We start from the raw sequence: 14,456 nt of genomic DNA, 5'->3' as shown, positions 1-14,456 counted from the left end.
AAGAAGCGAACTGCTGAATACAGCTGCTTCTGCTTTTCAATCTTTCTTAGTTTACCTAATGCATCACTAACTTGCAAGTCTTGATGACAAACAAAAAAGCAGCTTATAACAAATTCAAAAAACGAATCGTTATAAGCTGCTAGGCTAGATTATTCTTCGTCGTTATCTTTCAACGCATCGCCCAAGATATCACCCATGGTAAAACCAGTGGATTCTTCTGGTAATTCATAGTCATCTTCTGCAGGCGCTTCTTCCGCTTCCTCGGCTTTTTCTAGTGCTTTGATGCTCAAAGCAATCCGATGATCGGTTGGATTCACTTCAAGAACTTTCACTTGCACTTGATCACCTTCATGCAACACTTCATGAGGCGTTGCAATATGTTTATGTGAGATTTGCGAAATGTGGATCAATCCTTCTACACCAGGGAAGACTTCCACAAAAGCACCAAAACTAGTTAGTCGTTTTACTACACCATCTAAAACACTACCAACGGGTGCTTGTTCTTCGATATTGCTCCAAGGTCCAGGCAATGTATCTTTGATCGATAACGATACGCGTTCTTTATTTGGATCAACGGATAAGACACGGACATTGACAGTATCACCAACAGATAAAACATCACTCGGTTTGCCTACATGGGCATGAGAAATTTCTGAAACGTGTACTAAACCATCAATTCCACCCAAGTCAACGAAAGCCCCAAAATCGGTCAATCGTGCAACTTTCCCTTCGATTTCTTGACCTTCATAAAGATCAGCTAGCAAGGCTTCTTTTTGTTTCTCTTTTTCAGCCTCAACCACTGCTTTATGGGATAAAATCAAGCGGTTCTCAGAAGGTTCGATCTCAACAATCTTAAAGGTGAGTGTCTTGCCTTTATAATCTTCAAAATCAGCTACAAAGTGGTCCTCAACCATCGAAGCTGGCACAAATCCGCGTACGCCAACATCAACAACTAAGCCACCTTTGACTACATTTGTTACAGGCGCTTCAATGATCTTACCTGCTTGGAAATCTTTTTCGATATCTTCCCAAACTTTCTTCGCGTCTAAACGACGTTTTGAAAGTAGATAGCTGCCGTTTTCTTTATCTTTACCGATTGCAGAAATAACAACTAACTCTAAAACATCGCCCACTTTGACTACTTCATTGATATCCTCAACAGGCAATGTAGACAATTCTTTTGCTGGAACGACTCCTTCTACACCTGCTCCTTCGATGCCAACGATCGCTTGTTTGTCTTCGATGGCTAAAACTTCACCTTTGACAATATCGCCAACGTTCACTTCTTGGAAGTTATCCAAAGCAGCTTCCATTGATTCATTCCCATTTTCCACTTGATTATTTTCAAATTCTGTCATGTCTTGTGTCCTCCTAACCAACAATTGTACGTAAATGCACTACATCCCTTAGTTTAAATTAGAATGCCAAAAAAATAAAGCGATTTCGCTTATTTTCACAAAAAACTGTCAATAATTGTTCTCAAAAAACGTTTCCTTCACTATTTTGCTTCAAAATCACTGTTTCATACAAAAAAAACTGGCCCCTCCGACCTAAAAACCCCAGAGTTCGAACAATATTTCTACGCGAAAATTCCGATATTTAATGAAATTTCTCATGAGAATCGTTCGGTTCTGTTTTTTTAGGTCGACTAGCGCCAGTGGTTGATTATTCCATTTTTTGATCAACGATTTGCTGAATCGCTGCAACGACTTCTGTAATGGACATTCCTGTCGTATCAATGCGAACTGCATCATCGGCTTGTTTCAAGGGAGAGATTTCTCGATGAGAATCTAAATAATCCCTTTGCTCGATTTCTTTTTTTAATGTGTCAAAGGAGGTGGTGATTCCTTTTTGCTGGTTCTCTTTGTATCTTCTTTCTGCTCGTTCTTCTACACTCGCCACGAGAAAAACCTTTACTTCCGCTTGAGGTAAGACTGCGGTGCCAATGTCGCGGCCGTCCATTACAACACCGCCATTTTCAGCAATTTTTTGTTGCTGTTGGACCAGTTTTTCCCGAACTTTTTGATAAGCAGAAACTTTGGAAACAGCGTTGGTTACCTCGGGCTGGCGAATCTCTTCTGTCACTTTTGTTCCATCTACAAAAACATCTTGTCCTGTCTCAGTTGGCGCAAAAGTGATTGGATAAGTATCGATCAATGCCACAAGCCCGCTTTCATCTTCTAATGAACACCCTGTTTTAAGAGCTAAATAAGTGATACTACGGTACATTGCCCCTGTATCCGTATAAACATATCCATAATGCTGAGCTAAAATTTTTGCCACTGTACTTTTGCCCGATGAAGCTGGACCATCGATGGCAATATTGATTTTTTTCATTTGTTACTCCTTCTCAACAACTACCGATCAACGGCCTTTTAACTTTCAAGAAAAAAAACCGCCAAAGCGGTTTTTTATTTAATTCGTAATGTATCGCCTGGGTAAAGCATGAAATTACTTGGATCGATCCCGTTTAATTGATACAAAGTCTCGACAGAAATACCTGTACGTGCTGCTACTTGTTCTGGACCTTCACCAGCTTGAACAGTCGTATATTGCTCTGTTCCTTGGTTGGTTTCTCCCTGATTCGCTGCACCTTGATTCGTCGTTCCTTGGTCTGCATTTCCCTGATTGTTCTGGGTGTTGTTTCCTTCTGCTTCACTGTTCGCTGGCTCTTCAGACTCACTGCTTTCAGATGAGGAAGAAGATGATGATGACGATGACGAACTACTGCTGGAAGTAGATGATTCACTGACTTTTGTCGATGACTCAACAGTCGATGATTCTGTGCTGGCAACTGTACTGCTACTTGTTGATGAGGCAACAGTCGCTGTATCATTTGAGCGGTTTAAGACCCAAATCCCCGCGCCAACAGGAATTGCAACGATCAAGAAAAGTAAAACTAAGACGATCGTCAAAAAGAGTGAATTCCCGCGTTTTTGTTTCCGCTGTTGTGATCGTGAGGCAGAATCTTCATATTCTGTATCATAAATTGGTTGTTCCCACGGCTCTTGATTTTCTGAATTATAGTTTTTGTCTTTCTTGCTCACTCGTATTACCTCCTAATATCCTTCCGATGTATTATAACATAGCTTGAATCGAACTGTCTTTTAAAAAACGATTCAATTTGTTTCTTTAAAAATTTTTAGTAAACGTTCCTGCCACGAGTTCTTTCTTTGCGGCTTGAATTCCTTTTGGTCAAGCCGAATTTCAATACCATCGATATCACAACACTGGTCAAGCGGTTGTTTTTCTTCGTCAAAATGAGCCAATAAAAAACACCGTCGACAACTAGTACAGTGAATGTATTCGAGCATCGTTTTTAGCTGCTGCTTTTTTTCCCACTCATTTTGCTTTAAAATAGCAAACCATTTGTTGGCACCATACTCATTGATTTTTGCTTGCCATTTTTCCTGCAATGGGGAAAGCATCAAAGATTGCGGCGTCATTTCCAGCTGTTCTCTTTCTGCACTTAGTTCCTTTTGAAAGAAATAATGGATGGTTTCGTCTCCAGGACGATAGAGTAAGATCGCATAGCTTTGCTTGCCATCTCGACCTGCTCGGCCAATTTCTTGACTATAGTTTTCTAACGAATCCGGCAGATCATAATGGATCACAAAGCGAATATCTTGTTTATTGATCCCCATTCCAAAAGCATTTGTGGCGATCAATAACTGCAGCTCGTTCCGACTAAACTGCTGCTGAAGGACTTTACGCTGATCACTGGCTAATCCACCGTGATAATACCCCACAGAATACTTGCCGCGTAATTTTTGATAAAGTTCTTCCACCTTGTTTCTAGTGGCACAATAAATAATTCCCGCACCTGACAATTGCTGCAAGTAATGCATTAAAAGCGTGTCTTTTTCTTCGCCGCTTTTATCAACGATCAGTCCAATATTTTTGCGATCCATTCCATAGCGAAAAACTTGATGCGTTTTTCCTAAAAGGTTTTGTTGAATATCTCGTGCCACCTGTTCGGTTGCCGTGGCAGTCAAAGCCAGAGTCGTTGGTGCTTTTAATTGTTGTTTGACCGCAGCTAGCTGAAGGTATTCTGGTCGAAAATCGATCCCCCACTGAGAAACACAGTGTGCCTCATCTACGACCAGCAATGCGATTCTACTATTTGCCAATGCTTGGAGAATCGTCTTTTGAACAAGCATCTCGGGACTAATAAATAGAAATTTATACTGCTGTAGATGGCTAAGAACAAATTTTCGTTCAGCGAATGATAAGAGACTGTTAAAAGCGATCGCTCGTCTCTCACCATTTTTTTGCAAACTATACACTTGATCTTCCATCAAAGAAAGCAATGGTGATACGATTACTACCAACCCTTCCAGCAAATAACCCGGCAGTTGATAGCATAAGCTTTTGCCGTTACCAGTGGGCATGATTGCTAATGTATCCTGATGATTCAGAACCGATTGGATCACTTCTTTTTGACCTGTCCGAAAATGGGAATGACCAAAATAGTGTTTGAGCGCCTGTTCTAACATAGGATCCCTCGCTTTTGTGCAATTTGATTGATTCGGATACTTAAAAAATCCAGCGGCACTTCTTTTTGAAGAATGTGATAAGGCAATTTCCATGACAATGGAGGGAACTGCTGCTTTGTGGCAAAATAGTGATAAGGAAACTGATCATCGATGATCGCCCATTCGATCAAGTGATCGTTGACTGTTCCTCGCTTGATCTGTCTAAGTGCCATGATTTCCTCAATCGACTTCCCGCTGAGAAATAAGCGACGGGTCTTCAGCATGCTTTGGTTGAGGTTTTCTTGATAAAACGGGTTTAACCCTGCTGCTAAAAGAGGAGATTGCTTCTTTGCCACTGATAAAAAGCAGTGGATCGCTGCCGCTGGAAAAAACTGATTCCAAGGCATTTTTTGGTAGTTATCTGGTAACAGCTGAAAAAAAGTCTGACCAATTTGCTCAGGTCCTGTCAACGTCCCTGCCAAAAAGTCGGCAAATTCTCCCGGAATCTGCTCGAAGACTGTCCAAAGCTCAGTAAACAACGCCTGCTTCAATTTTGGATGCTGCCGAATCAGCTGCCGAACCGGTTCTGTGAACATAGGAGTGTTCTCCACAGGAATATATCGATTACTGATTTCTTGAAAAGCAGCCGCTTGAACAAGCAGCTGTACCAAGCGCCACATCTGTTCCCCCCGGCGACCGAATTGAAAATAATTTAAATGACGGCAGAGTGTCTCTACTTCAGTAAGCGTTGCAGGTGCAACTGTCTGGAGAAACCCTTTTTCATCTGCTACAAGTTGTTTGGCAGCAATCAGCGCCGTGATTCTTTTATTAAATTCATCCTCTTCAAGATTCGGCATTGCTTGAAAGTAACCTAAGCGATCATAAAAAAAAGCATAACTCAATACTGAACTCGTTCGTTTGCCGTAAAGTATTTGATAAATGGTTGACGGACGCAACTTGTCAGAATGATGAAACAACGCTAAAATAAAAGCATCCATATGTCTATACTTACCTCCAGAAAGGAAACAATTCCATGTCTCAACGCTGCAAAATCATTCCTGAGCGCTGTATCGCTTGTGGACTATGCGCGGTCTGTGCCCCTGATATTTTTGATTATGATGAAGATGGTATCGTCTTATTTGCTCAAGAACCAGCCGCTCGGCAACAGTTTATCATAGAAGATCAGCAAGAAAAAGTCTTAGCTGCATATAAAAAGTGTCCTACTCGGGCGATACTGTTAGAAAAATAAAAAGATCGCGTTTGCTCAAAAGCAACACACGATCTTTTTTATTATTTTCCAACTGGTGAATGTTGCGGTTGTTTACGAGCCAACCAAGGCAACAACTTCGCATGAAGGATCAAGAAGACCCCACTGACGATAACTCCTTTGATCAAGTTAAAAGGAATAATACCGATGCTGACATAACGCGCTAATGACATGCCAAGGAATTGATCTGCTGTAACACCAAAGAAGCGCAGGTACAATGGTGTGATGACATATAGATTGGCAATACTCATAAAAGCAGTTAATGCGAGGATTCCTGTGACCACTCCCACGAATTTATTTTTCGCATGGATCCCTTTACGGAAAAAGTAGTACATTGGCAAAGTAAAGACACAGGATGCCAAGAAACTTGCCGTGTCTCCCACGAGATCTGCTGGTGAAAAACCAGATAGAAACAAGTGTAAGAGAGAACGTAGAAACGCGGTTGCCACGCCAGCAAAAGGACCGAATAAAAACATGACGATCATTACTGGAATATCGCTAAAATCGATTTTCAAAAAGCTAAACGCCGGGATGATGGGAAACGCAATAAACTGTAAGACTGTTCCCATTGCTGCACACATTGCTATTGTTACCATTTTTCTTGTTTTGTTGTTCATTAATACAAATCCTCCTAAGTTCAGGATTCCTCTTCAAACGAACCTATTAAATTTCCTTGATTCCTTACTTGTCGGCGCCAGACAAAGTAAAAAATGCCCTCTTTTCCACAGGGAAAAAGAGGGCATTTGAAAAACCATAGGCAAATCAAATACGCTCTATCTTCTTTATCCAGACTTTACTGTCGGTATCGGAATTTCACCGATTCAGCTACTTCAAAAGAAGTAGGTCGTGGACTATCACCACCGGTCGGGAATTGCACCCTGCCCCTGAAGACGAACCTTTTATTTATAATACATGTTTCATTATACACAAAAATTCTCGATTGACAAATTTTTTAAGCATCTTTTGCTGTGTACTGGTTATTTCACTTGGTTTTTTAATTCATTGACTTCTTTTTTCGTCAACTCCCGATACTCTCCAGGGCGCAACCCAGCTAATGTCAACGAACCATACATTTCCCGTTTCAATTTTTGGACCGGTAAACCAACTGCTTTAAGCATATTTTTCACTTGATGATTACGGCCTTCATGAATCGTCAATTGGACGATACTTGTTTGAGTAGCAGCGTCTGTCGACAAAATCTCAAAGCGAGCAGGTGCGGTTTTCTTGCCTTCGATCCGAATTCCTCTAGACAAGGGCAATAGTTGTTTTTTATCAGCGATTCCTTTCACTTTTGCCACATAGACTTTATCCACTTCATGTTTTGGATGCATCAGTTTTTGTGAAAGATCGCCGTCATTGGTCAGCAATAATAAACCTGAAGTATCATAATCCAACCGTCCGATTGGGTAGAGACGTTCTGGAACTTCAGTAAAAAAGTCTAAAACAACTTTCCTTTTTTTATCGTCAGTTACTGCTGAGATTACGCCACGTGGTTTATAGAGCATATAGTAGACGGGCGATTCTTGTTCAATTGGGACACCGTCAACTTCCACGCGATCTTTGGCACTCACCTGTACTCCTAGTTCCTTAACAATTTGACCATTGACACTGACACGACCTGCCACAATCAACTCTTCTGCTTTTCTGCGAGAAGTGATTCCAGCATGTGCGATTACTTTTTGCAAACGTTCCATTATGAGTCTCCTTCTTGTTTGTAACGATCATAAAAAAGATCCACTGGTCCATCTTCTTCGAGTTCGTCTTCCATTGCTTGAATATCAGGTAATTCGGCTAATGATTTCAAGCCAAAGTAATCCATGAAGTATTCAGTGGTTCCATATAAAATTGCTCGACCTGGTCCATCAACACGGCCTTTTTCCTCGATCAATCGTTTTGCGACTAATTTCTGTACGGAGCCGCTGGACTGGACCCCACGAATCTCTTCTACTTCGATTCGTGTGATCGGTTGCTTGTAGGCAATGATCGACAATGTCTCTAACGCAGCTTGCGAAAGAGAGTTGCCCATTGGCGATTCTGCGTATTTCTTTAATAACGGTGCGACTTCTTTCTTTGTGGACAAAACAAAATGATTCCCAACTTCTAAAATATGCAAGGCTGAATCTTCATTTTCTTCATAACGCTGATTCAATTCTTGCAAGTACTGATAGACAGCCGCAGTTTTGCTATTGACTAAGTAGCTTAATTCTTCTAATCCGATCCCTTCATCTCCTACGACAAAGAGAATCGCTTCTATTTCACTATATTTACTCATCTGTTTTACCTGCTGGGTAAAGCAAGATCGATTCATAGTTTCCTTCTTGCTCTACTCGAATATATCCTTTTTTCATTAATTCTAATAATGCCATGAAAGTGGTAACGACTTCTGTTTTGCTGTAATTGGTGAAAAAAGAATCAAAACGTCGTCCCTTTTTGGCATTTCGTTGCTGCATTTCCAATTGGATCGTCGCCATTTTTTCATCAATGGTACTTTCATCTGGTGTGATCTTTGTCTCCAGTACTTTCCGACTCTTTTTCTTTTCAAGCATTTTATGAAAAGCCAAGAATAAATCGATCGTGTTGAACCGGTTGGCTGCCAATTCATCACTTTTTTCTTTATAGGCATCGACATCCATCGGATCTTTCGTAAAGTATAAACTTCGTTCTTCCGCTTTTTCGGATAATTGTTCGGCTGCGTATTTGTATTTACGGTATTCCAATAGCTGAGCAACCAGCATATCCCTTGGATCTTCTTCATAAGGATCGTTTTCTTCAATCAAGATCTCTTGTTTTGGCAGCAGCATCTGGCTTTTGATTGCCATCAGTGTAGCAGCCATCACCAAGTATTCTCCGGCAACCTCTAACTCTAAACTTTTCATTGCATGAATATATTGCATATATTGTTCGGTGATCGCTGCAATTGGAATATCATAGACATCGATCTCCAATTTTTGGATCAGATGCAGCAACAGATCCAACGGTCCCTCAAAGACATCTAGTTTGATATTGATTTCTTCCATGTCTTCCTCTATTTCTAGGCACGAGGAAAGTGCTGCTTATACACTTCCGTCATCCTTTTTTTCGTAATATGAGTATAGATCTGTGTCGTGGATATATCTGCATGCCCTAATAATTCTTGAACGGTACGCAAATCGGCACCATTTTCCAATAAATGGGTGGCAAAACTATGCCTTAGCGTATGTGGCGTCACATTTTTTGTAATGCCTGCCTTGCGCACGAGGGCCTTTAAGTTTTTCCAGATTCCTTGACGAGAAAGTTGTTTTCCATGATTATTGACAAAAAGATGACTCTCTTCTGGATGTTTCCGAGTCAAAAAAGGGCGTGCTTCTTCCAAGTAAGTTTCGATCCACTGAATCGCCAGATCTCCTAAAGGAACGATTCGTTCCTTGTCACCTTTCCCTGTCGTCTGCAACAGACCCATGCTTAAATGAAGGTCTTTCAGTTGCAACCCGATCAGTTCACTGACCCGAAGGCCGGTAGCATACATCACTTCTAAAATCGCACGATCGCGGATTCCCAACACTTCTTTGGTATCCGGTGTCTCGATCAAGCGCTCAACCTCAGAAAGGCTCAATGTATCAGGCAGTTTCTGTTGTTTTTTTGGGGAATCGATGTGCTGCATAGGATCATGATCCGTAAAGCGTTCTTGACGGAGAAATTGATGAAACCTTCTCAAGCTTGATACCATTCGAATAATGGTCGCCGAGGATTTCCCTGATTGCTGCAATTGCTGCAAAAAAGAGAGGATCAAGACACGATCCACCGCCTGCCAATCTTTGATGTGCTGTTCCGTCAAAAATGTAAGGTACTGCTCTAGGTCGCGCTCATAACTTTTACGGGTATTTTGGGATAGCCCCCGCTCAATCGTCAGATAATGCAAATAATCGATGATCTGTTCTTTCATACACGTCCCCCCTACTTTCAACCTCTTTATCATAACAAATTAAAGCTTGATATGATAGTAGTTCAACCACAAAAAAAGCTGAGGAGCAATTACGCTTCACTCAACTTCGCTGCATTTTTTGTCTGACACTTCTGACACACTCCATGAAAAGTCAATCGGTGGTCTTTTACTAGAAAATGGTATTTTTTCTCTACGATGTCTTCGACACCTGTCAGCAGATCTTCTTCTACTTCTTCGATACTGCCACACTCTAAACAAAGCAGATGGTGATGGAAATGCTTTGCTCCTTCTTTGCGCAGATCGTAACGAGAAACACCGTCATTGAAACTCACCTTGTCCACGATTTTTAGATCAGTTAAGATTTCTAATGTACGATACACTGTAGCTAGTCCGATTTCTGGACTTTTTTTGCGCACAAAAAAGAAAATTTCTTCTGCAGATAAATGATCTTTCTCATTCTCCAAAAGAACCAACAAGGTAGCTTCTCGTTGTGGAGTCAATTTAAATCCTGATTCATGAAGTTGTTTTTTTGTCTTCTTTAAAGCAGCAGTTGTATTCATACAGGCCTCCATACATCGCTAATTTATAACGATTCTAATCTAAGAGACGTCAACTCTTAGATAATATTGTAATCATTATAAATTAGAATGAGAAAAGATACAAGCATTCTCAATTGGATTTTTCGACTTTGATGGTGAAGCCGTCTTTTTGTTCCACTAAACGCTGTTTCATCAAGGTACCGATCGCCCGCTTGAATTGGCCTTTACTGATACCGAATGTCTGCAGAATCTCTTCTGGTGTCGATTTATCAGTAAAAGGAATACGATGATCTGCAGCTCGATCCAAGAATGTCATGATCATAGCGGCATCATTTGAAATTGCTTCATAAGCACGAGGCTTCAATGATAAATTCAGAACACCATCCGGGCGAACACCAATTACTCGTCCTGAGACAACTTCTCCTAAACGTGGTTCTTGGTATCTTTCGGAAGGATGGATAAAGCCAATGTAGAAATCATCTGTGAGCAAGTAAGTTCCCGCAAGTTTCAAGCGATAGACTGTCCCTGTAATGTCAGCATTCTTCAACGTCTCTGAACCACGTTTACTCAATGCTTTAAAAATCTTTTCATCCGCTAAAGAAGCCCAGATTCGATCCTTTTCATCCACTGTCAAGCTGACCATCAAGCGATCGCCTTTCTTTGGCCAAAGTTCCCGCATTGTTGGTAATTCATCTAATGATACCACCATATCTTTATCTTTGAGACCAATATCGACAAAGACGCCTAGATCTCGACGACTGTCCGTGACAGTTCCGAAAGCATAATGTCCTTGGCGGCTTTTAGGAATCTCCGTAGTGATTACGAGTTCTTGTTTTTGATTCTGATAACCAAAACCCTCCACAGCTTCTCCAAGATGGTGCTCTCCTTCTGCTTTTGATAAGCGAAAAGTCAGACCATTTTTTTGTACAAAGTAATTTTGATCATTCTCATCAATGATCAATCCGCTAAAAACGGATGCCAATAAGTCTTTCATTTTTTCTCTCCTTAGAAATGATTTACTAGAAAAAGAATCGAATCGCCGCCATCGTGATAACGCCTGTAACAACGATCTTCATCAAATCTTTTGTATAATAACCGACCACTAGCGCTGGTAAACAAGCAACGGTTTCTTTGACTTTAAGCAATGGAAATTGTCCTTCACGAAAAACCAACAGATTTTGAACAAGCAGCGCCCCAAGAATACAAAGGGGCAAGTAGCTTAGAAAGATCGTGAATCTTTCAGGAAAAACTAATTTCTTCGAAAATAAAAAGGGCAGCACCCGAGGTATCCAAGTAACGACACCACAAGCTATCATCAGTATAACAAAATCAATCATGATGTGTCACCGTCCCTATCAAACATCCAATCAAAGTGGCAGCAATCACGGCTACTTCAGCTGTTGAAATTCGCATAAAAAGGACCAATGAAATTACCACAGCGGCTAGCACCAGCACCGTCTGCTTGGTCTTCTTTTTTAAAGGCAACTCTACTTGAAAAAGGAATAAGCCAACAAACATAGCCACTAGTGCAAAGTCCAGTCCTAATGCTTCAGGATCAGGAATATATGACCCTAACAACGCTCCTAAGAAAGTGGCAAAGATCCAACTTAAATAGGCCATGACATTCAATCCGTGAGTCCATCGGGTAGTGATTGGTTTGTTTTGTTGCAAAGCTGTCGTTAAAACTCCATAGGATTCGTCTGTCAGCAATGTGCCGATGCCAATTCCTGACACTAATGAAGCAGAACGGAAATAAGGTGCTACCGATAAACTCATCAAAAAGTGGCGTAAGTTTACTAAGAAAACTGTCGCAACGATCGAAGTAAACGGTGCTTGAATAGCCAAAAGGGCACAGATGATAAACTGGGCACTTCCAGCATAGACAATGATCGACATCAAGAGGACTTCAATGACCGTCAAGCCGATTCCTTTCCCCACGACTCCCATTGCAAAACCAATGCCTAGATAACCCAGAATCGTTGGAATACAGGCAATAACTCCATCACTGAACTGTTCATATCTTTCAATTTTCTGCAACAAAAAAACCTCCGTTTCCGATTGATTATCATCCATCATATCGAAAAGCCGGAGGAGAAACAAGCTGTTTTTTGATTCAATAATGTAATTATGCTGAAAATTTTCTAAGTGTCACCCATCACCGAATCGTATGATCATTTCCATTTCCACGGAAATACCCGGTTTTGGCATTCACTGTAAAGAGATACATTGGAAAAGCGGAATCACCGGTTCCTTTCAACAAGGAGCCTTGGTTGTTGGTCGCATAAAAATTATAGTAACCTTCTCCATTCACGATTCGTACGCGCTCAAAGGTATAACCCCCTTCAACGACATAGCCGCGAGCAATTGCGGTTGCAATGATCTTTTCTTGGACACCAGGCGCCCAATTCCAAGCCGGATTGCTAGAGTCTGCCAAATCACTTTCACGTGCTGGAATGATTGGTTGATTATTGGTATTCGTTGGTGTATTCGGCGATAATACATAATCAGCTTCAGAAGACTGGCTATTGTTAGCCGTAGTTGTTTCTTGAGCTGCGGCGGCTTTTTCCGCTTGTGCCTGAGCTGCTTCTTGGGCCGCCTTCTCTTTAGCAGCCTTCTCGGCAGCTTCTTTTTTCTTCAGTGCAGAATCAATCGGTGCTATCTCAGCAGTCAATTGCTCTTTTAAAGAAGCAATCGGCAATGCATCGATCTTCTTCACTAAATCATTGTAGCTTTTTCGCGTGACTTTGTCAGAAAGTTCACCCTCTTTATTCAAAGCAACCATGCTTTTGACTGCATTTCGTACTTCTTCGATCTGGGCATACTCTTTTTGCCCTTGATCAATCGCCCGATTTACTAATTGATCGAATGGTGTTTCAGATGTTCTTTTTGACATAGTCACTGCCGAAGGCTCTTTTAAGGAAACCTTCTGCAATTGATCTTCAATGATCACTGGACTAGTGAAATACCCATTGATTTCCGAAAGAGTCGCCATCTTTTCTTTGATTGTTTCAGACTGAGCCAACAAGTCCGGGTAACGGCTTTCCGTTTTATACTTGGCTAGTCGATCAGTCAATGCCGTCAATTGCGTAGTTGTTTTGTCTGCTTTGATAAATTCTTGGTTATCGTCGGTATAAAAATCGGCTAGATCCGCTTCGATCTGGTCCAGCTCACTTGCTGTCGCAATTTGTTCTTGACGAGCGGTCTCTTCGTAATAATACCAGCCACCTGCAGAAACAAGTACCAACGCCGCAGCCGCTACATAGAATTTTTTGCGTGACTTTTTATTTTTGGGCAGTGGATCGGTTTTACTCTTCGTATTTTCAGATACCGCTGTTTTTTCTGGAATTTCGGCAAGCTTTGTTTCTTCTGCTTCAATTTCCGGTTGCGGACTCTCTGTTGATTGAGGGCTTTCTGAAGATTCAGTAATCGCTGCAGTATCAGTTTGTTCATCTTCTAATCCAGATTGAGATTGTTCCTCCGTTAGAGGAAGAGCCTCTTTATCGTCCGTGACTTCCGGTATCACTGGAACATCTGTCGCATCTTCATCCATCTCTGAATTTTTATGTTGACGAATATAAGCAGATAAAATAGCCGAATCGTGATCTTCAGGGACCTCGGCTGAATCTACTAAATCATTGGGCTCTGCGGAACTTTCTGCGATCGATTGGATTCCTTTGTCTGATCCAGACACTTCATTGCTTTCATTTCCACTGTGCATCGATTGTTCTGCTGACTGATATTCAAGTGACTGTGATTCGATCGTTTCGGACGCATCTGATAGCGTTTCTTTTGAAACGGGTGTCTGTTCTATATTTGGGTTCGTTATCAGCTCTTGCACGTTTACGTCGTCTTCTGACTGATTGTTCTTTGACTCATCAGTTTCATTCTTGTCTTCGAAATGTTCAATTAATTCACCTAAGGGAACATCCTTAAAATCAGACCAGCGGATATCATCATTTTGCTGCGGATTCTTTTCGGATACCGTCTCATTCGTATGAGGGGCTTCTTTTTCATTTGCCTCATCCGCTTTAACAAACTCAAAGCCGCAGTTTGGACATTTCTTTTGTGCATCAATTGATTCAAATCCACATTGAGGACATGTTTTCATCATTTGTTCGAATTTGCTCCTTTTATTTTGAACCTGCTTCGGCAGTTATCTGTTCATCGTTGAAAGGTTTCATTTTACTACAGAATATCACACTTATAGACTTGCCCTTTATTCACTGGCTTTGGTGAAAAAACTCTCTGTACCA

At 41.2% G+C, this 14,456-nt stretch carries 16 protein-coding genes and 1 riboswitch; of the genes, 1 reads left to right on the top strand and 15 read right to left on the bottom strand.

The window, feature by feature from the left end; translation table 11 throughout:
* Window positions 1-149: 149 nt before the first annotated feature.
* From rpsA to HED61_RS07845, 5 genes are all read right to left on the bottom strand, one after another.
* Window positions 150-1,358, bottom strand: coding sequence for a 30S ribosomal protein S1 (gene rpsA / locus HED61_RS07865; RefSeq protein ID WP_003126816.1), 1,209 nt, complete (start codon window positions 1,356-1,358; stop codon window positions 150-152).
* Between the two features lie 307 nt (window positions 1,359-1,665).
* Window positions 1,666-2,337 carry a (d)CMP kinase gene (cmk, locus tag HED61_RS07860; protein ID WP_003126814.1) on the bottom strand — a complete coding sequence of 224 codons (672 nt, stop codon included), beginning with the start codon at window positions 2,335-2,337 and terminating at the stop codon, window positions 1,666-1,668.
* Between the two features lie 74 nt (window positions 2,338-2,411).
* Complete coding sequence (locus HED61_RS07855) at window positions 2,412-3,047, bottom strand: SAG1386/EF1546 family surface-associated protein (protein WP_003126813.1); 636 nt, start codon at window positions 3,045-3,047, stop codon at window positions 2,412-2,414.
* A 72-nt stretch (window positions 3,048-3,119) separates the two neighbouring features.
* The gene (locus HED61_RS07850) at window positions 3,120-4,496 is read right to left on the bottom strand and encodes a RecQ family ATP-dependent DNA helicase (RefSeq protein WP_113849938.1); all 1,377 of its coding nucleotides are present in this window, start codon (window positions 4,494-4,496) and stop codon (window positions 3,120-3,122) included.
* The gene (locus tag HED61_RS07845; protein ID WP_003126811.1) at window positions 4,490-5,473 is read right to left on the bottom strand and encodes a helix-turn-helix domain-containing protein; all 984 of its coding nucleotides are present in this window, start codon (window positions 5,471-5,473) and stop codon (window positions 4,490-4,492) included. Before HED61_RS07845 ends, HED61_RS07850 begins: the two co-directional genes overlap by 7 nt.
* A gap of 35 nt (window positions 5,474-5,508) precedes the next feature.
* Between HED61_RS07845 and HED61_RS07840 the strand changes: the two genes are divergently transcribed.
* The gene (locus HED61_RS07840) at window positions 5,509-5,724 is read left to right on the top strand and encodes a ferredoxin (RefSeq protein WP_003126810.1); all 216 of its coding nucleotides are present in this window, start codon (window positions 5,509-5,511) and stop codon (window positions 5,722-5,724) included.
* Between the two features lie 41 nt (window positions 5,725-5,765).
* Here HED61_RS07840 and HED61_RS07835 read toward each other — a convergent pair whose 3' ends face one another.
* The 10 genes from HED61_RS07835 to HED61_RS07790 form a co-directional block, all read right to left on the bottom strand.
* Window positions 5,766-6,359 (bottom strand): ECF transporter S component, encoded by a 594-nt coding sequence (locus HED61_RS07835; protein ID WP_003126809.1) that lies wholly within the window; start codon window positions 6,357-6,359, stop codon window positions 5,766-5,768.
* 154 nt (window positions 6,360-6,513) lie between these two features.
* Window positions 6,514-6,638, bottom strand: a riboswitch (FMN riboswitch).
* 81 nt (window positions 6,639-6,719) lie between these two features.
* Window positions 6,720-7,436 (bottom strand): pseudouridine synthase, encoded by a 717-nt coding sequence (locus HED61_RS07830; RefSeq protein ID WP_081131786.1) that lies wholly within the window; start codon window positions 7,434-7,436, stop codon window positions 6,720-6,722.
* Window positions 7,436-8,014 (bottom strand): SMC-Scp complex subunit ScpB, encoded by a 579-nt coding sequence (scpB, locus tag HED61_RS07825; protein WP_003126807.1) that lies wholly within the window; start codon window positions 8,012-8,014, stop codon window positions 7,436-7,438. The genes HED61_RS07830 and scpB overlap by 1 nt, the downstream gene beginning before the upstream one ends.
* Entirely contained in the window at window positions 8,007-8,759 is a 753-nt protein-coding gene (locus tag HED61_RS07820; protein ID WP_003126805.1) for a segregation/condensation protein A, read from the bottom strand. The genes scpB and HED61_RS07820 overlap by 8 nt, the downstream gene beginning before the upstream one ends.
* Before the next feature lie 14 nt (window positions 8,760-8,773).
* Window positions 8,774-9,664, bottom strand: coding sequence for a site-specific tyrosine recombinase XerD (gene xerD / locus HED61_RS07815; RefSeq protein WP_003126804.1), 891 nt, complete (start codon window positions 9,662-9,664; stop codon window positions 8,774-8,776).
* 89 nt (window positions 9,665-9,753) lie between these two features.
* Entirely contained in the window at window positions 9,754-10,224 is a 471-nt protein-coding gene (gene fur / locus HED61_RS07810) for a ferric iron uptake transcriptional regulator (RefSeq protein WP_003126803.1), read from the bottom strand.
* Window positions 10,225-10,333: 109 nt separating this feature from the next.
* The gene (locus tag HED61_RS07805; protein WP_081131788.1) at window positions 10,334-11,197 is read right to left on the bottom strand and encodes a CvfB family protein; all 864 of its coding nucleotides are present in this window, start codon (window positions 11,195-11,197) and stop codon (window positions 10,334-10,336) included.
* 25 nt (window positions 11,198-11,222) lie between these two features.
* A complete protein-coding gene (locus tag HED61_RS07800) occupies window positions 11,223-11,540 on the bottom strand; it encodes an AzlD domain-containing protein (protein ID WP_147735539.1) in 318 nt (105 codons plus the stop codon).
* The gene (locus HED61_RS07795) at window positions 11,533-12,240 is read right to left on the bottom strand and encodes an AzlC family ABC transporter permease (RefSeq protein ID WP_003126799.1); all 708 of its coding nucleotides are present in this window, start codon (window positions 12,238-12,240) and stop codon (window positions 11,533-11,535) included. Before HED61_RS07795 ends, HED61_RS07800 begins: the two co-directional genes overlap by 8 nt.
* A 118-nt stretch (window positions 12,241-12,358) precedes the next feature.
* Window positions 12,359-14,314 (bottom strand): cell division site-positioning protein MapZ family protein, encoded by a 1,956-nt coding sequence (locus HED61_RS07790; RefSeq protein ID WP_171918022.1) that lies wholly within the window; start codon window positions 14,312-14,314, stop codon window positions 12,359-12,361.
* Window positions 14,315-14,456 lie beyond the last annotated feature (142 nt).

This window comes from Enterococcus gallinarum (assembly GCF_021496385.1).
Lineage (GTDB): Bacteria > Bacillota > Bacilli > Lactobacillales > Enterococcaceae > Enterococcus_D > Enterococcus_D gallinarum.
Note: the sequence above shows the minus strand (reverse complement) of the source record. Positions and strands in the feature narration are given on the sequence as shown.